The organism is Pseudomyxococcus flavus, from assembly GCF_050038885.1.
Classification (GTDB): domain Bacteria; phylum Myxococcota; class Myxococcia; order Myxococcales; family Myxococcaceae; genus Myxococcus; species Myxococcus flavus.
This window is the reverse complement of sequence record NZ_CP143624.1, coordinates 1,896,459-1,913,603: the sequence shown is the minus strand read 5'-3', so window position 1 is coordinate 1,913,603 and position 17,145 is coordinate 1,896,459. Positions and strand designations below refer to the sequence as shown.

Below are 17,145 nucleotides of genomic sequence, written 5' to 3'. Positions count from 1 at the left end.
ATCGGAGCATCGTGATCACCGAGTTCGGCCCATCGTGGACAGGAGGTTCGGCCACGTGGACACGGAGTTCGGCTGTGTGAACAGGGGGTTCGGAGCCGAATGAGCGCTGGGCAGTCCTGGCAAGAAGGCCGCCGGAGGGAGAGCGGCCATGGCCACCGAGAGACTGCCGATGCACAGCATTCGAGAAATCATCCGTCAGAAGTGGGGCCTGAAGCGAAGCCACCGGGAGGTGGCGCGAAGCGTGGGCGTCAGCCCTGGAGTGGTGGGCAAGGTGATGAGCCGTGCGGCGCACCTGGGGTTGACGTGGGAGGCGGTGGAAGCGCTGGAGGAGGAGGAGTTGGAGCGCCAGCTGTACGGCCCGAAGTGCGCGCCGGGCACGGAGCGGCCGCTGCCGGACCCGGTGTGGATACACCAGGAGCGCAAGCGACCCGGGGTGACGCTGGAGCTCTTGCACCTGGAGTACCTGGAGCGGCACCCGGAAGGCTACCGGTACACGCAGTTCTGCGAGGTGTACCGGGAGTGGTTGGCACGCCACCGGCTGACGATGAAGCAGGCGCACAAGGCCGGTGAGAAGGTGTTCGTCGACTACTCCGGGAAGAAGCCGACGGTGGTGGACGGTGGCACCGGCGAGGTGCGGGAGGCGGAGTTGTACGTGGCGGCGCTGGGGGCCTCCAGCTACGTGTACGCGGAGGCCACGTGGAGCCAGAAGCTGACGGACTTCGTCGGCAGCACCGTGCGCGCGCTGGAGGCCTTCGGTGGGGCGCCAGCGCTCATCGTTCCGGACCAGCTGAAGTCGGCGGTGACGAGGGCGGACCGGTACGAGCCGGAGGTGAACCGCACCTTCGAGGAGTTGGGACGGCACTACGGACTGGCGGTGCTGCCGGCGCGCCCGCGCAAGCCCAAGGACAAGGCGAAGGTGGAGCGGGCGGTGCAACTGGTGCAGCGCTGGGTGCTGGCCCGGCTGCGTCACCGCGTCTTCACCTCGCTGCGGGAGTTGAATGAGGCGATTGCCGAGCAGGTGGCGGTGCTCAACGACAGGCCCATGCGACTGTACGGCAAGTCGAGAGCGCAGCTCTTCGAGGAGTTGGACAGGCCTGCCCTCAAGCCATTGCCGCCGACGCGGTACGCGGTGTCGGAGTGGAAGCGGGTGAAGGTGAACATCGACTACCACGTCGACGTCCATGGCCACTTCTACTCGGCGCCCTACAGCCTGGCGCGTCAGGTGCTGGAGGCGCGCCTCACCGCCACCAGCGTGGAGTTGCTGCAGCGGGGCCGAAGAGTGGCCGTCCACGTGCGCAGCGCGAAGGTGGGCGGCTACACGACGGTGGCCGAGCACATGCCGAAGGCCCACCGGGCCCATGCCGAGTGGAGCCCCTCGCGCTTCATTCAGTGGGCGAGCCAGGTGGGCCCCCTTACCCAGTCGCTGGTGGAGGCCATCCTCCAGGACAGGCCCCACCCGGAAGTGGGCTACCGCAGCTGCCTGGGCCTGCTGCGGCTGGCGAAGCGCTATGGCAACGCGCGGCTGGAGCTCGCATGCGGCCGGGCGCTGCGAGCGCACGCGCGCAGCAGCCGGCACGTGCGACTGCTGCTGGAGAAGGGGCTGGAAGCCACCCCGCTGCCGGCCGAAGAGCCCTCCTCGCAGCCGGCCGCCGCGCACGAGAACGTCCGCGGCGCTGACTACTACCACTGAGTGGATTGCAGGCCTCTCCACTCGGAAGGGGGCCTCGGGCACGGCCATGGCGGCCGTGCCCGAGGTCCGATGAGGCCACCAACGACAAAGGACACCCGAGATGTTGAACCAACCCACCTTGCAGAAGCTCCAGGCGCTGAGGCTGTCCGCCTTTGCCCGCGCCTGGGAGGAGCAGCAGAAGTTGGCGGACATGAGCAGCCTGGCCTTCGACGAGAGACTCGCGCTGCTCGTCGAGGCCGAGTGGCTGGCCCGGGAGAACGCCCGGATTGGCAGAAACCTCAGAGAGGCGAAGCTCCGCATCTCCGGCGCCTGCGTCGAGGACATCGACTTCACGGCGAAGCGGGAGCTCGACAAGCCCCTGGTGCGTCAGCTCGCCCAGTGCCGCTGGGTGGAGGAGAAGCAGAACATCGTCATCACCGGGATGACGGGCACCGGCAAGACGTACCTGGCGTGCGCGCTGGCGCAGGCGGCGATTCGTCGCGGCCATCGGGTGCTCTACCGTCGGGCCCCGCGTCTGCTGGAGGAATTGGCGCTCGCGCACGCGGAGGGCTCCTTCGCCGCGTTTCTCTCCCGACTGGCCCGTGTCGACGTGCTCGTCATCGACGACTGGGCCCTGGCTCCCATCAAGGACGGCGAGCGCCGGGACATGCTCGAGGTCTTCGAGGACCGCTATGGCGCGCGCAGCACCATCATCGCCAGCCAACTGCCGACCACAAAGTGGCACGACCACCTGGGCGACCCTACTGTGGCGGACGCCATTTGCGACCGGGTCCTCCACCGAGCCCACCGGCTCACCGTGAAGGGGCCCTCCCGCCGCAAGGAGGAGAATCCGTCAACTTGAGCCCAGCGTCGCTTCGCTCCGACTGATCACGATGCTCCGAGCCTGCTGATCACGATCGCCGAAACGCGCACTAATTTCAAGAGGGCCCCGGATGGTGGGGTGGCCTCGAAATTTTCTTGGGCTCATCCGGGCGGAGCTGCCTACCCCCGTTAGATCCTGATGACCGCACCCCCTCCCCTGGGTAGGCCCTCGCGCTCCTCGCGCACGAGGGGGCGGGCCCCCTGATGGACTTCCGGAGTTAAGTAGGCAGTGGCAAACCTCTCCAGGTGTTTTCGCGACCGCCTGGGGGCGTGACCGAAAGCGGCCCGGGTTCACGCCCGGAGAGCTAAAGAACAGGACGCCGGCACCAGCTCGGCTGCGCGGGGCCCTGTCCACCGCATGCCCGGCCTTCGCTGCCGGTGGATCACGTCCCAGCTCGGCGTCCCGCCAGGAGCAGGTTACTCTCCGCTGCCCTCGGGCTGCGCTGACGGCACTGGCTCCGGTGGCGGAGCTTGTCTTCGCCGCTTCCTTGGCCCGGCCCGCTCCGTCTTCTTCCGGGCTGGGGGGGCTGCGTCCTCTTCGGCCTGGTTCCACGGCCGGAGAACCACGTCCTGCTCGTCTCCTTGGCCACTGTCCGGAGTGACATCGTTGTGCGGGGCCCACAGGTGCTGAGGGTCTTCCTCCCCGCGAAGTACCCGCTCGACCTGGCGAAGCCGGAGTTCCGCGAGTACGAGGATGGCGGTGATGGAAACGGGGGCTTGCAGTTCCTGCTCTCGGCTGTCCAGCGAGTGCGAGGCCAGTGCATCCGCGAGGAATCGAGCCCCCTCGATGGCACACCGCACCTCGACCAGCTCGGCGGACAGGCTGATGCCTTTCGTCATCGTGCAGCTCTCCTGGGGTGAGTGGGCGTGACCGCACCTCGACGATGCGGTCGTCTCCGAAGGCAGGAGGAGTCCCGCCTCATCCGCAGCGAGACCTCTCCCCGAGCACTACTGCCCGTGCCTCACCCGATCCCGAAGATGCTCGGCCAACGCGAACAGGATGGCCGCCGCCATCCTCCAGGTGAGAGTCGAGGCCAATAGCTTCCTCGCGGCGCTCAGCATGGCGTTCACCCCCCTTCCGCCCGACTGATCACGCCTCGCCCGCACACCGAACAGGTGCGGGGCCGAAGCCTTCTCTCAGATCCTTATCCCACCAAGCAGGGGAGAACTTCCTGTTCAGCCGGCTCACCACCGACGCGGACCTGGACGCGATGATGAGGCGCTCGGGACGGTGGCTCGACGGTGAGCGGGCCAGGATCCCTGGGTGAAACGGAATCCGTTAGCAGCGGCGGGCCCATCCCAAACGGGGTCAGGCCTATGCTGCGGGTGTCATGTCCACGAAGAGGTGGCACAGACGGATTGTGTGCCCCGACTGCTGAACCAAACGGCCCACCTTAACGGTCAGGGCATCCTGGTGGCATGTCCTGGGAGTCAGTTTAGCGTCCTTGCCATAGTCCTTGCAGAGGCGGGTGCCAATGGTATCGATGACTTGGTCTACGGGGAGTGACAGGACGTAGCCGAGCATGAATCCCCAGGCGTGGCCGACAGCATACTGTCCATTCACGAAGCGAGCCACGCCCTCGGAGACGTAGCGTCCATTGAGCACGCTGTAAGCGCCGCCCGCTCCCACGCGCTTGCACTCGATGGCGATGTAATCATCTTCGTCACCGAATTGCCGTCGGAACTTCAGGGTGATGTCGATCCTCCCCAGCAATGAGGAATCGTTGGTGGACATGTCCTCCAACTCGTGCTCACCACGGACTTCGAGGTTCGTCAGTCCGAGCTGCTTCTTCACCTGGCGCATCGCTTTTCGCACCCTGATGGAGATAGGGACTTCAAGCATCCCCGGAGTGACGTTTGCTCGGGCCTCCCGTGCCCCCCGGCACGTAAGGGCAATGACGGTTTCGACCTCGTCCTCGGACAGGTCAAAGGAAGGGACACCCACCGGTAAATCAGGCCCGAGTTGCATTCCGCTTTCCCAACCAGTGATCGGCCAGAATGATGTCGGCGTCATTGAGGCCCGCAGTACGGCTCCAGTAGCGCGACTCGCTGGGCTTCACGATGTAGAGGTCGTGCTGGAGATAGATGCGCAGTTGGCGCCGCTCATTAAGGTAGGGTGGCAGGTCCGCAGCCAGCTTCCCACGAAGATGTTCCGCGAGCGTGTCGAGTTCTGACCCCGGGCTCAGGATGACAGCGGGCGTGCTGGTCGGAGGGCCGGCCACCATCGTGAACCGGACGGTAGTGAGGCCCGCCGAAGGGGCATCCCAGGTTGGGGCTAGGAGCGGTCGCGCGTAGATGGTTGCCTCCAGATGCCGCTCCCCCTTGGCTCGCAGATAGTCGTCCACGACTTGAACGACGGCCGCAGCGTATTTCTGCAAGGTCTCACTTTGCGGAGGTTTGACGAAGCTCTCTCTCCGGGACCGGCCCTCGAAGAGCAACATCTGAGAGCGATGGACACTCTCGACGGCGAGAACGAGTTCGTCCCGTTCCAGACCATAGAGCTCGCCGACAGCATCGTCGAGTTCGCCCAGAGCCCTCGGATTCGGAGCCTCGGCTGCGCGGGCTTCTGCTCGGATGAGCCGCATCAGTGCCTCGACATCCACCGCTCTCAAGTCAGGTACCCGGAGGGAGAGGAGGTCTTGCGGCTCTACTGTCGAGCGCTCTAGCCCCAAGGCCCCTCCGCCAAACGCAAGCTGAAACGCTGTCAGGCTCGAATTGAGAATCCCGCAAAGGGCATAGGCCCACGCAGAGTCGTGCTTCTCGAACGAGATGCCGTAGAAGTTCTCCGTGTAGAGCAGGGAGTTGGAACTGATGGCCGCGCCGTAACGACCCGGCTCCGCCGCCCGCGTGAAGCTGGCCTTGGGGCATATCAGCAAGGGGCCGTTGTAGATGGCCTCTTCCCGAGTTCTGTGCAGGGTCGGGAGGGTGAAGAGCTCCAGTTGCTCCTCGTCCAGGCGAAACGGGCTGTATTGCTTTGGTACTAGGGTCTTCAGTTCATAGAAACGCTTTGGAGGAGGGTTGGGATCCCCTTTCACCTGGAAGCCCTGGCCTCTGGACTCCGTTGCGCGGATCCCGACGCTGTTCAGCCATTCATCAAGGGTCGGGAACTCGCGCTCTAGCCGCTCGATCAACCAACTATCCCGGAGGGTGCCAAACGTTGCAGCCTTGAGGAGCGCCGGCGTCTTGAGCACGCGCGCGAGTGGAACGGAGCGCAGTTCGCCCGGGCCCACATGAAATACGCCGTTGCGCCGGAAGTCAGGCGTCCAGGGCACGGAGCCAACGAGAACCTGATCGCCGCGAGGCATGAGGGCGCATCGCGCGAAGAACAGCAGTGCCGGTCCGTCCGCGTCCGGGAATAGCTCTTCCTTCCTCAACGCGGACAGGTTGACGATGGCGGCAGGCCGTAACTTCTGGAGCAGGCTATTGCGCGCCTCGACGGCGTGTTCGTCCCTGGAAAAGAAGGGGGATGCCTTCATGACCATGCCAATGCGGCCGGCTTCACCGGCCAACGTTGCGGCGACATTCAAGAAGGCTTGGTCCGGGCTGCGCCGGGGACGGGGCGCGCTCCCCTTCGCGCCTTTCTTGCGCGGCAAGGCCTTGTTTCGGCTGTCAAAGGTCCAGGGCGGGTTGCCAACTACGGCTTCGAAAGGCTTACCTGCCACGACTGGAGGGAGCATGTCCCCGATGGCATTAGCTTCGAACAATGTAGTGCCGATGAGCCGGTCGAACTTCAGGTCGGAGGCGTCGGTGATGGGCTCTTCGTCGAGTTCCAGCGCGGCTAGGTACAAGCTGAACGCGGCAATTCCCAGGGCTGCTCGATTGATGTCGATTCCGAAAAGGCGTGTGTAGAGGATGTTGCGAACCAGAGCCCGTGAGGCCGCCTTGCCACCCGTGTTCGCCCACACCAGACGCCGGAACGCCTCGACAAGAAAGGCGCCAGAGCCGCATGTTGGATCAATGACGCGGGCCGAGGCGGGCAGACCTTCGAAGACGGGGTCAAGCGTGAGATGGACGAGTTCGACCGGTGTGTAGTGCAGTCCCTGGACGCGAGCCACCTCTTCGGCGCTCGAACGCGCGAACTGCTGATAAATGGAACTGATCAGATCGACAGGAATGGCATCGAACCGGAACCGGAACAGCCGCCCCTGCCCGCTACGGCCGGGAACCAGACTCCGGCCCTGGATGAATTCCCGCATAAGGGCGAGATGGGCCTCACTCAACCGGGTGTGTTCCGCCCCTGGATCGTCCATGGGAAAGAGGTCCCCATTGAAGGTCTCTCGCAGCCAATTGAAGAGCTGAAACGCACTGTGAGGCGTCCCAAACAGCTTGTTGAGATCGTGGGGAAGCGTTTCGGGAAGAAACGGCTGGGCAAGCCCTCGGTCAATTAGATACCAAGTGAAGATGCACCGTCCGATTAGCCGCTGGGCGAAGTCGCGCGACTTCTTAATCTCTTCGGCAGGGGTTCGGGCTCGCGAGTCGGGATGCGCGGGAGGAAGCTTGGTCAACTGCTCTTCCAGAGCGTTGATTTCACTCAGGAGCTCGCGGTCCACGCGATGCCGACGGTCAATGTGAGCCCCGAGAGGGCTCGACCAGAAAGCGCCGGTTTCTGTCGCAAGACGGCCGCACATTGCGTCGAGCGTACGGAGGCGGTCCTCGTCATCGAGCTTGAAGCGGTCGAGTGGCTTCGCCGCTCCCTGCGCGCCCTTCTTGGGAGGTGACGCATAGCAGTCGTAGAGGCGGACTTCAGTGGGCGTCACAATCCACAGGAGCGGCGCAACGCCGACGTTCCATGCGGCCTCGTGCCACTTCGTCACATCTTCATCCGTCGGGATGCTGTCTCCCGAATCCTTGAAGACGGCGGCGGGCGTACTCTGCGCCGTGAACACCGCGTCGGCCATCAGGCCAACCCTGGCGTCCTTGAGAATGACCCGTAGCCGTGCTGCCGCAGGGTCCGTTGTGCGCACCAGCCCGGGGGCGGGCTTGCCACCGGCGGTCAGATACCCGGTAGCAGTGAGGGCGCGTTTGAAGGCATGGCTGCTCACCCGCCCCCCCACAGCCAGAGACAAGGGGCGCTTTGCTCCGGGTATAGGTCGCGTCCGTCCATGTGCTCCTTCAGCTCGCGATGCGGGCCAGACCAAGAGCGGGTCTTACCTTCAGGAGTGGCCGACACGCCAGAGCATAAGGACGGGCGCCCTGTTGAGGGAGCGGGCTGGTGCATAGGGATTTAGGAGGGCCGCTGACGGGGGCCCCTGGACTATGTGCCGGGCAGTTGAGGCTTGCGCCCCTTCTTCGGCTCTTCCACCGTCATTGCCAAGGACGAGCTCTCCTCAGGTCCCGGTTCTGCATCAGCTTGCCCGCGCACCACGGCCAGCCTCTCGCACGCACCAGTACCTTTCCCGCACAACTGCACGACAGGGAGTATGGGCTTGGCCGGGTTGAGGAGCACGCATAGCAGGATGGCCATGCGCAGGTGACTGCGGACGCGGTGCCGCAATTCAGGGGAGCACCACCGTGCCCACAGCCACCGGGCCAGTTCCGCGAGGCGGTCCACTGCGCAGTCTACGAGGTAGTCGAGCACGAGGTCGGCGGGCGGGCCTCCCTCCTCGACAACCGACTCGCGCAGCGGCTCAAGGAGTTCGCCAGTGGCAGCGCCCATGAGCTGGGTGAGGACATGAAGGAGAGTGTAGGTGTGGATGCGACAAGAGACGGGGCGTTGGGGACGTTGAGGGAACATCCCCGCCCCTAGCGAGGTGTTCACCGGCGCCCGGGGCGCCTCTCCTTCTGGTTGAAGTAGTCAATTCTGCCCCCCGCAACGACATCGAGTGAACGCACCTGAACGCCGCTAGACAGAAAACCGCCCTGCTTCTGCGGACTTGGGAAGTAGGAGAGTGACCTCGACAGGAACCGAACCTGGGGCCTGGGATGGTTGGACGCCGCCGCGCTCTTTCGCAGATGCCATTTGACCAGAGGCCGAAGTATGTGGTGAGGAGATGGCCTACACGTGAGCCTGCGAAGGTCTCCTGATGACTCTCTCTAGGGCTTCAGCCTCTATTCGCACTGCGTTGGAGAGGCGAACGTGGGACAACTCGCCCCGTTCGCACATCCGGTACACGGTGGCTCGGCACACCCCCAGCCGCTCCGCGACCTCCCGGACGGTCAGCAGCCGGCCGGAACCCGAGGCCACCGGCGGTACCAACCCGGGGCCCAGCAGCAAACTAGCAGCAAAATCCTTGGTGCCCTGACCTACTGGATGCGACGGTTGGACCAGCCCAGACCCAGAAACCCGAGGGATTACAGCAGGTTGTGAACCGCTGATAACCCCTGGACGCCCCTTCGCCTTGGTTCGGGACCAAGTGGCGGCAGCTTCCAATCCACGCGTCAAAAGCCCCCCATGGAGGGTCACCGCAACCTTGTCCTGCTCAAGCCAGAAAAACCGGCGCATCCGCCCTCAGGTGCCCGGACGAGAGGAGGACGGCTGAATGTGGGGCCGCCGCGAAGTTGGAAGCGGTAGCTCATCTCCCCGGCATGCTTGTAGATCTCATCCGAGGTGGCCCGCTGGTTCCCCTTCATGCCCATGCGTCCTCCGCTGCTGGGGTAGCCTTCCGCCCGCCCCGGCGGTCCGGGGCCTCGGAGGCACGGATGGCAGCACGCAAGGTGACGGCGAAGAAGACGCCCACGAAGAAGACCCCTGCGAAGAAGAGCACCGCCAGGAAGACGCCCGCGAAGACCCCGGCGAAGAGCGCGTCCGCGAAGAAGGCGCCGGCGAAGAGCGCGGCCGCGAAGAAGGCGCCGGCGAAGAGCGCGGCCGCGAAAAAGGCCCCTGCCCGCCAGTACCTGCGCCGCGAGGACCTCGGCGCCCCGGCGGACGCCTTCTTCGCGCAGCAGCCCCCGGAGCGGCGCGAGCACCTCGAGGCCCTGCGTGCCCTGGTGAAGAAGGCCGCCCCCGGCGCTCGCGAGTCCATGAAGTGGGGCATGCCCTACTACGAGCTGAAGGGCGGCTTCTGTGCGCTCTACACCTCGACGACCTACGCCGCCCTCAGCATCATGGCGCCCCCGGAGAAGCTCGACGACCCGGAAGGAAAGCTCGAGGGCACCGGGAAGACCATGCGCCACCTCAAGGTGCGCAGCGCCGCGGACATTGACGAGGCGAGCATCCTGCGCTGGGTGAAGGCCGCGGTGGCACACCACTCCTGAAGGAGGAACGCCCCGAAGCGGCCTACCGACGCGAGCCCGGAGGCTCCACCAGTGGCTCAGTGAGCTCCTGGCTTCGTCTCCAAAATGTCTCCAAGACTGGAGGGGACTCAGGGAAACAGGTGGGACTGCCGAGGACTCACCCGTGGACTCAAATTTTGCGCCTCTGGCTTCGCTCCCTCCAGCATCCGGATGGCCACCGACCCGGCCGCCGGGCTCAGGTGCATGCAGCACCAGGTGGTGGAGAGGTTCGGGTGCCCGGCCAGCTCCTTGAGCGCCTTCACCAGTTTTCGCCAGCGCTCATCGCCGTGTGCTCCCCGGGCCTCAGGGGCGCAGCGAGGCTCAGGATGGGGTGGACTGTGCCTCGACTTCGCGAAAGGGACTGCTCTCGTCGGCCGGATAGGTCACATGTCCTCGCCTGACTCGTGCGAAGGCGGTCAGTGGGTGTGGTGTGGCACGCGTGGCCGACTCGAGGTGCAGCACTTCCGCACCGCGAGAGACCAGCACATCCGCGACGAGTGAGCGATGGCACCGCCAGCGCAACGCCTCCGCGCACATCAACGCCGGCGGACCGAACACCAGCTGGTCGTGCAGCTCGGAGAGTCCTTCCTCGAACTCCTCGCTCTGCATGTAGTCGGCGTACGCGCGGAAGCTCGCGTTGCGCCACGCGGCGTTCTCGCCACCCGCCGACTTGCTCCTCTTGCGAAGTCCTCCGAGCTTCGCCAGGTGCACGTAGCGGATGCCCACCCGAGGGAGCATCTCCTCCAGCCCATCGCTGTTGAACTGTGGGTTCGCACGCGAACGCGGAATCGTCCGGATGTCGACCACGGTCGCCACGCCGTGCGTCCACAAGAGCGTGACGAACTCCTCGATGGAGCGCGTCGAGTGCCCCACCGCGAACACCGTCGCCGAGCTCCAGCGGTGGGTGCGCATCACGAATCTCCCTGCCACAAGGTCGAGGCGATGCACCCCCGTGGCGGATGCTCCACGCGTCAGCGCCTCGATGCTCTGCGTCCTCACGAAGGTAGACACGCGCACGCCCATGAGCGTGGCGGCGGCGCAGGGTGTGCCCGCTCGCTCGGAAACCATACCGTGGCGCCGGGCTCGCCCATGGAATGGACGCGCCATTGGGGCATCCCCTGAGCGGAGGCCGCCGGTACGGAGCATCGTGTGGAGCGGAACCTCGACCAGGAAATGCGGCCCACGACGTACAGGTGGGGGCCTGAGGTGGCTCCGCCAGGCCGCTCGCTCGTTCGCTCACCCCAGATGACGCGTATGTTCCGCAACATGTTTCTGTCCCGCCTGTTGCTGGCCGACATGCCCTCTCTTCTCCTGGCGTGCTCGGACGAGCCCGAGCCGACCTCCGTCCTCATCATCGACCGGGAGTCGCTCGACTTTGGCGAGGTGGACGCCGGCTGGTCCTCCGCGGAGCACCTCTTCACCATGCGCAATGCCTCGCCGGCGGCCGTGCAGCCGGTGTCGATGGTCCTGGAGGGCTCCGGCTTCTCCATCATCGACAGCACCTGAGAGCAATTCCTCGACGCGAGGACGAGAGCGCCAGGTCCTCGTGCGCTTCACCCCGGCCCCCGCGCGGGCTCATGAGGCCCGGCTCTGCGTGCAGGGCGCTCCCGAGGTGGACGCGTCCGCCCTCAAGGGCACCGCTTTCGCCTATGTGGAGATCCGCGCGCTACCCCTCGGCGCCACCCGCCTCGTGGCCGAGGAGGGCTTGCTCTCCTCTACCGAGTCGTGCCGCGCCCCCGTCCGGACGCCTGCGCTGACCCTCCGCGCCGAGCCGGTGGGGTTCCCCACCTGGACCGGAAACTGCGACTCGATTTCGCAGGGCGGCTGTTCGCTGGGAGCTTGGGCTCAACCCCACGCGCTCTGGGGTGGACGCTGTGCCGGGGCCCGCTTCGCAGACCGTGAGGGCAATGCCAGGTGCTCCAGAATGGCGGGCCATCGCAGGCGGCCTCATCTTGCTGCTCGTGACGGGCGCCATGCGGGCCTTCAATCCGGCGCGGGCCGGACGGACCGAAGCCGGACTGCCCCTTGCGTGCCCGGGCGTTCCGGGCGCGCAAGGGGCGCATCAATCCACGTGTTGTAGCGCAGCCTGTCAAGCGCGTGAGCGCTCGGTGCCCGGCTGGCAGGAATTCTCGTGGACCTCCTTGCATGAACCGCCTTGACGGGGGAAGACAGATGAATGTCATGGAATCCTCGCGTCATGAAGTCCGAGCCCAATGGGCGGGATCCGTCAGAGGTCCTACGTGAGCTCCAGCGGCAGCTGGGGCCTGGGCTGGGGCGCCGTATCCTGTTCGCCTTGCTGGGGATGTTCCTGCTGTTGGGGCTGATGACCAGCTACGCCCAGGTCGAGCCGGACGAAGTGGGCGTCATCCTTCGGCTGGGGCGCTTCGTGGGAACAGTGGAGCCGGGCCCGCATTTCCGGATGCCCTTCTGGGTGGACCGCATCGTGAAGGTTCCGGTGCAGCGTCAGCTCAAGGCGGAGTTCGGCTTCCGCACGGAGGCGTCTCGCTCGCGCATGGGCTCTACCTATGCGGCGGAGTCCTCGGACATGAAGCGCGAGTCGCTCATGCTTACCGGTGACCTCAACGTCGCGGTGGTGGAGTGGATCGTCCAGTACAAGATCAAGGACCCGTACAAGTACCTCTTCAAGGTGAAGAACGTGGAGGGCATGCTCCGGGACATCTCCGAGGCCTCGATGCGGGCCGTCGTGGGAGACCACTCGGTGAACGAGGTCCTCACCACGGGCCGTCAGGCGGTGGCGACCCAGGCCAAGCTGCTGCTCCAGGACCTGGCGGACCGCTACGAGACGGGCGTGGACATCCAGCAGGTGGTCCTCCAGGACGTGAACCCGCCCGACCCGGTGAAGCCGTCCTTCAACGAGGTGAACCAGGCCATCCAGGAGAAGGAGCGCGTCATCAACGAGGCCTATGCCGAGCTGAACCGCGTCATCCCCCGGGCGAAGGGCGAGGCCGAGGAGGCGCTGCGCAGCGCGGAGGGCTACGCCATCGAACGCGTGAACCGCGCCAAGGGTGAGGCGGACCGCTTCGCCCGCGTCTACGAGGAGTACCGCAAGGCGCCGGACGTCACCCGCCGCCGCATGTACCTGGAGACCGTGAGCCAGGTGCTTCGGAACGCCGGACAGAAGGTCGTCCTGGACGAGTCCGTCAAGGGCCTCACGCCACTGTTGAACATGCAGGCGACCGACCCCGCGGTGTCCGGGGGCGTGAGCCAGACGGAGGGCCGCCGATGAGCCGCCTTGTCATTCCTCTCGGCGTGTTGGCCGCCCTGGTCGTGGTGGTGGGCTTCTCCGCGACCTATACCCTGAGCGAGCACGAGCAGGCCGTCATCACCCGGTTCGGCGAGCCGAAGGGCTCGTCCATCGTGGACCCGGGCCTTCACTTCAAGATGCCCTTTGTCGACACGGTGAACCGCTTCGACAAGCGGTGGCTGGACTGGCGCGGCGACCCGAACCAGATCCCCACCAAGGACAAGAAATATATCTGGGTGGACACCTTCGGGCGCTGGCGCATCGTGGACCCGCTGCGCTTCTTCCAGCGCCTGCGGGACGAGCGCAACGCGCAGTCCCGGCTCGATGACATCATCGACGGTGAGACGCGCAACACCATCGCGTCGTTCAACTTGATTGAAGCGGTTCGCTCCACCAACCGGCCCTTCGAGGACGACGAGTACACCGCCGAGACGGAGCGGGCCGAGTCGCTGGAGCAGGTCTCCCAGGGCCGGGACAAGCTCACCCGCCAGATTCGTCTCCGGGCCGCGGAGATCGTCAAGGAGTTCGGCGTGGAGCTGGTCGACGTGCAGATCCGCCGCATCAACTACGTGGACGAGGTCCAGGTGAAGGTGTTCGAGCGGATGATCTCCGAGCGCAAGCGCATCGCCGAGCGCTCCCGCTCGGAAGGCATGGGCCGCGCGGCGGAGGTCCGGGGGCAGCGTGAGCGTGACCTGAAGGAGATTCGCTCGGCGGCCTATCGCAAGGCCCAGGACATCACCGGCGCGGCGGACGCCGAGGCGACGAAGATCTACGCGGAGGCGTTCGGCAGGGACCCGGAGTTCTACCAGTTCATGCGGACGCTGGAGTCCTACCCGGACGTCGTGGACGGCTCCACGTCGCTGTTCCTGGGGGCCGAGTCCGAGTTCTACCGGTACCTGCGCAGCTCCAAGCAGTAGCCGGGAAGGGCGGGGCGTCAACGGCATCCTGGCCGCTGATGCCCCGCTTTCGGGGCGCCTCCAGCGGGCCTCAATGCCCTTCAATGGAGGTGCGCACTCCCTCGGTTGCCCCGCCCCCGATTAAGCGAGCGGTGCACCTGTTGGGGGCGCGGCGAAAGGGCTCTCCGGTGCGCCTCGCCGTCCAGGTGCGCAATGCCCCGGTCCTTGGAAACGCAATGATGCGCGCTCCGCGGCGAGGGAGCCTGGCCCCCTTTGTCAATGGTTCATGGCACCTCCGTGGGCGCTGCTGTTGCTCGCGTTCCTGACGGGCTGCCCGCTCGTGGAGAACGACACCGACGAGGCCAGTCCCAGGTACAGCGGCGATTATCGAGCGCCTGATTCTGCCTCCGCTGTAGTGCCATCGTCGCTCACCGTCGTGACGTTCAACCTGGCTTTCGCGGAGCACGCCACCGGGGCCCTCACGGCCCTCTCAAGACCTCCACTCGCCGGGGCCGATGCCACGGATAGGAGCCCTGTTGAGGGCGGCGCGCTGGCGAAGGGGGCAAGAAGGGCCGCTGGAGGGTGACACGCGGGCTGTGCGCCGTACGCCGAGCCGGAGCAGAGGCTGTGCCGCCCCTCGGGGCACATGCCGGCCCAAGCGGCCCATCCCGGCGGCAGGCCGCAGGGGAGAGGGCTTCGCGGTGACTGTGGGCGCTTGGGCTCGACACCACACGCTCTGGGGTGGACCCTGTGCCGGGAGCCGCATCGCAGGCCGCGAGGGCAATGCCAGGTGCTCCAGAATGGCGCGTCTCCCTACCGGGGGCCGTCAGGTATGCCAGCACCCTCCTGCGGCCACCAACGAGAGGCCCGCGGCGCTGAGGGATGCTGCGCTCAGGAGGGGATGATGCGGCGGAGCAGGAATGCGCATTGCGCAATCCGGAGACGACATCCGCCTCCTGCTGGAAACCACGTCGCCCACGGGAACCCTGACCGGAGGGTACAAGCGGCGTCGCACCTCAGCCGTTCGCTCGTGCTCCACAGGACTGACGTAGCCGCGTCAGGAGTGACGACGCTTCCGGTAACACCTCGATGTAGTCGAAAGCACCCGTCGTGCCTCTTCGTGCGTCCGGAAGCTGCGCGTGTGGACGACCTCCGTCTTCAAGCCGCTGAAGGCGCTCTCGGCGACGGCATTGTCCCAGCATTGGTTCTGGCGGCTCATCGAGCAGGTGATTTCGTGCCAGCTCGCGGTCGTGCCTGCGGCGCTGTGACCCGGGCCGCCTCGCCCAGGCGGAATAGCCGGAGCGGGAGCAGGCCAGCTTGCGGCATGGGAAGGCCGCTGCCTCCACATCAGCGGCCACGGAAACGGACGAAGCTCAGGGCACAGGTGCTCACCTCCATGCTGGGCGGATGGGTTGACCTGTCTGACGAAGGACGCTCAGACTCCTCGTTGGAGGAGTGGATGAAGTTACTCTTGATGCTCTGTAACTACATTGTCGGAGTCGCGAGCGTAGGGCTCCTTACAATTTTCGTCCGGAAGGTCGTGAAGCACCCTTATCTGTCGATTGCGATTTCGTGGGGGGCCGCCTGCTTTTTTATCGCTGCAGGAAAGGGCACGCCTGGGAGGGCGGGAGGAAACCCTTGGCCAGACGGGCTGACACCAGCCGCCATCATCAGCCTCAGCCTTGGGGCCCTCACGGTGGTCGCCATCCAGGTCATCATCGCGAAACGTCGGAAGGCTGGAACATCTGGGGCGTTGGATGCCGAGTAGCCGAAGCCCCCTGTGTCAGGAGCGTTGTCGCCTCGGAGCACGCGCCGAGCTGACGATGCCCTCCGCGAGCCTTGCTCACTTGCATTGACGCACTGCCGCAAGTGCCCTTCCCGCGACGCATGCGTGAGCCATTCGTCGCGTGGATGGAGGCGCTGGCACTACGAATCGATGAGGGTGAGATCCGCGACGCGCAGCATGTGTTTCTCCGGGCCTGTGTAGCCGACGACGCGGAACGATACGCGGCCTTCCTCGACCCGGACCCTCACCGTGCGTCCAATGGGGAGTGATACTTCGGGTGGAGCATTCCGGAGCGCGTCTTCACCGGCGAGGACGCGGCACGCGGCCCAGACGACGCTTTCGCACAACCGATGCCGTACGTCGTCCGCCGCGGCGAGTGGGTCGTCCACTTCGATGTCCGGCAACGCCAATGCCATTCGCATTCCGAAGCTGCGAAGTCGCCGGGCGCCGTCCTCCTCGGGGCCGTAGGCCACATCGAGGAATGCCTCGACCGGGATGTTGTGGGGGTTCCAGAGGTCGTCGACGCGGCGTAGCCATTCCTCGGGTGAGAGCCACATCGCTCCGGCTCCTCCGATGACCACGCCGGTGACCTCGTCTCGGCAGCTCGCGAGCTTCGCCACGAGCTCGAGGAGAGGCCGCGCGCTCCCCTCCGGGCCGAAGCCCCAGCTATTCGCAGCACGCGGGTCAGGGGCACTCGCCAGCTCGGGCACCCCATCGTAGAACCCGACGAATCCATCGCCCAGCGGAGCACCCTGTGGCCGAAAGCGTTGGTCGAGAACCGAGTCGAACGGGCCCGCTCCGAAGAGGACCTGGAACGAGCGCTGCTTGATTTCGGCGACGGGACCGGGGACGAAGTCGAGCTTCGCGATATCGTTGAGCCCAGCCTTCTCCCAGAGCGCTCGCAGCGCAGCGCGGTCTGGGATGGGGTTCCGGGTCGCCACACATAGCTTTGCGAGCAGTGGGCCTTCTTCGTTGGACGCGTAGCTTATTGCTGGGAGGCCAGCGGCACGCTCTCGCTCGTCCAGGAGTCGCTCGTGTTCATCTGCGTCGGCACGCAGTTCAACACGCGTCGCACGAACACGCGTGTGGGGTCCGACCTCAACCGCGAGCACGCGGACGGCCAGACCGACCGCGGGCTCGAACTTACAAGTGGATCTGCCAAAACGGACTGTTTCACCCGTGGTCAGACGGATCGTCCCCACCGCATCGGCGATGTCGAACTCCTCGATGATCCCCTCCGCTGGAGTTGCCGGGAGTGGGGGAGGCGACGGCGGTCTTGGCGCTTTCTTCCGAAATAGGTCCCAGAGCGACACATTCGCGGAATAGCATATCTCCCTGTGCCCTGGGCGGGCTCTTCCGCGCTGTGCATGCCATCCACACTCGGCCTACTGCACGGCCCCGAGCGAGTGGCTGGCGGCCGCTGTCTTTCGAGAGC

The 17,145-nt window shown here is 65.8% G+C and carries 13 protein-coding genes and 1 pseudogene; 6 read left to right on the top strand and 8 right to left on the bottom strand.

What is annotated here, in order from left to right:
• Positions 1-169: 169 nt before the first annotated feature.
• Positions 170-1,690, top strand: a complete 1,521-nt coding sequence (gene istA, locus VZL07_RS07975; protein ID WP_426757258.1) for an IS21 family transposase — start codon at positions 170-172, stop codon at positions 1,688-1,690.
• Between the two features lie 100 nt (positions 1,691-1,790).
• Entirely contained in the window at positions 1,791-2,531 is a 741-nt protein-coding gene (gene istB, locus VZL07_RS07970; RefSeq protein WP_374270940.1) for an IS21-like element helper ATPase IstB, read from the top strand.
• 437 nt (positions 2,532-2,968) lie between these two features.
• On the opposite strand, the gene VZL07_RS07965 is transcribed toward istB, so the two are convergent.
• From VZL07_RS07965 to VZL07_RS07950, 4 genes are all read right to left on the bottom strand, one after another.
• Positions 2,969-3,391, bottom strand: a complete 423-nt coding sequence (locus VZL07_RS07965) for a hypothetical protein (RefSeq protein WP_426754758.1) — start codon at positions 3,389-3,391, stop codon at positions 2,969-2,971.
• A gap of 475 nt (positions 3,392-3,866) precedes the next feature.
• Positions 3,867-4,520, bottom strand: coding sequence for a hypothetical protein (locus tag VZL07_RS07960; RefSeq protein ID WP_426754757.1), 654 nt, complete (start codon positions 4,518-4,520; stop codon positions 3,867-3,869).
• A complete protein-coding gene (locus VZL07_RS07955; RefSeq protein WP_426754756.1) occupies positions 4,504-7,593 on the bottom strand; it encodes an HsdM family class I SAM-dependent methyltransferase in 3,090 nt (1,029 codons plus the stop codon). The genes VZL07_RS07960 and VZL07_RS07955 overlap by 17 nt, the downstream gene beginning before the upstream one ends.
• Positions 7,594-8,546: 953 nt before the next feature.
• Positions 8,547-8,993, bottom strand: coding sequence for a helix-turn-helix domain-containing protein (locus VZL07_RS07950; RefSeq protein ID WP_426754755.1), 447 nt, complete (start codon positions 8,991-8,993; stop codon positions 8,547-8,549).
• A gap of 197 nt (positions 8,994-9,190) precedes the next feature.
• On the opposite strand from VZL07_RS07950, the gene VZL07_RS07945 reads away from it, so the two are divergent.
• A complete protein-coding gene (locus tag VZL07_RS07945; RefSeq protein WP_426754754.1) occupies positions 9,191-9,745 on the top strand; it encodes a DUF1801 domain-containing protein in 555 nt (184 codons plus the stop codon).
• Positions 9,746-9,852: 107 nt separating this feature from the next.
• Here VZL07_RS07945 and VZL07_RS07940 read toward each other — a convergent pair whose 3' ends face one another.
• Positions 9,853-10,026 (bottom strand): hypothetical protein, encoded by a 174-nt coding sequence (locus VZL07_RS07940; protein ID WP_426754753.1) that lies wholly within the window; start codon positions 10,024-10,026, stop codon positions 9,853-9,855.
• 58 nt (positions 10,027-10,084) lie between these two features.
• Positions 10,085-10,675: a DUF488 family protein gene (locus VZL07_RS07935; RefSeq protein WP_426754752.1), complete on the bottom strand. Its 591-nt coding sequence runs from the start codon at positions 10,673-10,675 to the stop codon at positions 10,085-10,087.
• Positions 10,676-11,029: 354 nt separating this feature from the next.
• Between VZL07_RS07935 and VZL07_RS07930 the strand changes: the two genes are divergently transcribed.
• The 3 genes from VZL07_RS07930 to hflC all read left to right on the top strand — a co-directional run bounded on the left by VZL07_RS07930 (position 11,030) and on the right by hflC (position 13,945).
• Positions 11,030-11,269: a hypothetical protein gene (locus tag VZL07_RS07930; protein WP_426754751.1), complete on the top strand. Its 240-nt coding sequence runs from the start codon at positions 11,030-11,032 to the stop codon at positions 11,267-11,269.
• 691 nt (positions 11,270-11,960) lie between these two features.
• Positions 11,961-13,010, top strand: coding sequence for an FtsH protease activity modulator HflK (gene hflK / locus VZL07_RS07925; protein ID WP_426754750.1), 1,050 nt, complete (start codon positions 11,961-11,963; stop codon positions 13,008-13,010).
• A complete protein-coding gene (gene hflC / locus VZL07_RS07920) occupies positions 13,007-13,945 on the top strand; it encodes a protease modulator HflC (protein WP_426754749.1) in 939 nt (312 codons plus the stop codon). The genes hflK and hflC overlap by 4 nt, the downstream gene beginning before the upstream one ends.
• Positions 13,946-14,984: 1,039 nt before the next feature.
• On the opposite strand, the pseudogene VZL07_RS07915 reads toward hflC, so the two are convergent.
• Positions 14,985-15,155 (bottom strand): annotated as a pseudogene (locus tag VZL07_RS07915) (integrase core domain-containing protein); the annotation flags it as partial.
• A gap of 695 nt (positions 15,156-15,850) precedes the next feature.
• Positions 15,851-17,023, bottom strand: coding sequence for a hypothetical protein (locus VZL07_RS07910; protein ID WP_426754748.1), 1,173 nt, complete (start codon positions 17,021-17,023; stop codon positions 15,851-15,853).
• Positions 17,024-17,145: the final 122 nt, after the last annotated feature.

What these genes read in the sequence shown, in the direction of transcription:
- hflC (WP_426754749.1), top strand. Translation starts at nt 13,007, where the DNA reads ATGAGCCGCCTTGTCATTCCTCTCGGCGTGTTGGCCGCCCTGGTCGTG.
- istB (WP_374270940.1), top strand. Translation starts at nt 1,791, where the DNA reads ATGTTGAACCAACCCACCTTGCAGAAGCTCCAGGCGCTGAGGCTGTCC.
- VZL07_RS07935 (WP_426754752.1), bottom strand. Translation starts at nt 10,675, where the DNA reads ATGCGCACCCACCGCTGGAGCTCGGCGACGGTGTTCGCGGTGGGGCAC.
- VZL07_RS07965 (WP_426754758.1), bottom strand. Translation starts at nt 3,391, where the DNA reads ATGACGAAAGGCATCAGCCTGTCCGCCGAGCTGGTCGAGGTGCGGTGT.
- hflK (WP_426754750.1), top strand. Translation starts at nt 11,961, where the DNA reads ATGAAGTCCGAGCCCAATGGGCGGGATCCGTCAGAGGTCCTACGTGAG.
- istA (WP_426757258.1), top strand. Translation starts at nt 170, where the DNA reads ATGCACAGCATTCGAGAAATCATCCGTCAGAAGTGGGGCCTGAAGCGA.
- VZL07_RS07945 (WP_426754754.1), top strand. Translation starts at nt 9,191, where the DNA reads ATGGCAGCACGCAAGGTGACGGCGAAGAAGACGCCCACGAAGAAGACC.
- VZL07_RS07960 (WP_426754757.1), bottom strand. Translation starts at nt 4,520, where the DNA reads ATGCAACTCGGGCCTGATTTACCGGTGGGTGTCCCTTCCTTTGACCTG.
- VZL07_RS07930 (WP_426754751.1), top strand. Translation starts at nt 11,030, where the DNA reads ATGTTTCTGTCCCGCCTGTTGCTGGCCGACATGCCCTCTCTTCTCCTG.
- VZL07_RS07950 (WP_426754755.1), bottom strand. Translation starts at nt 8,993, where the DNA reads ATGCGCCGGTTTTTCTGGCTTGAGCAGGACAAGGTTGCGGTGACCCTC.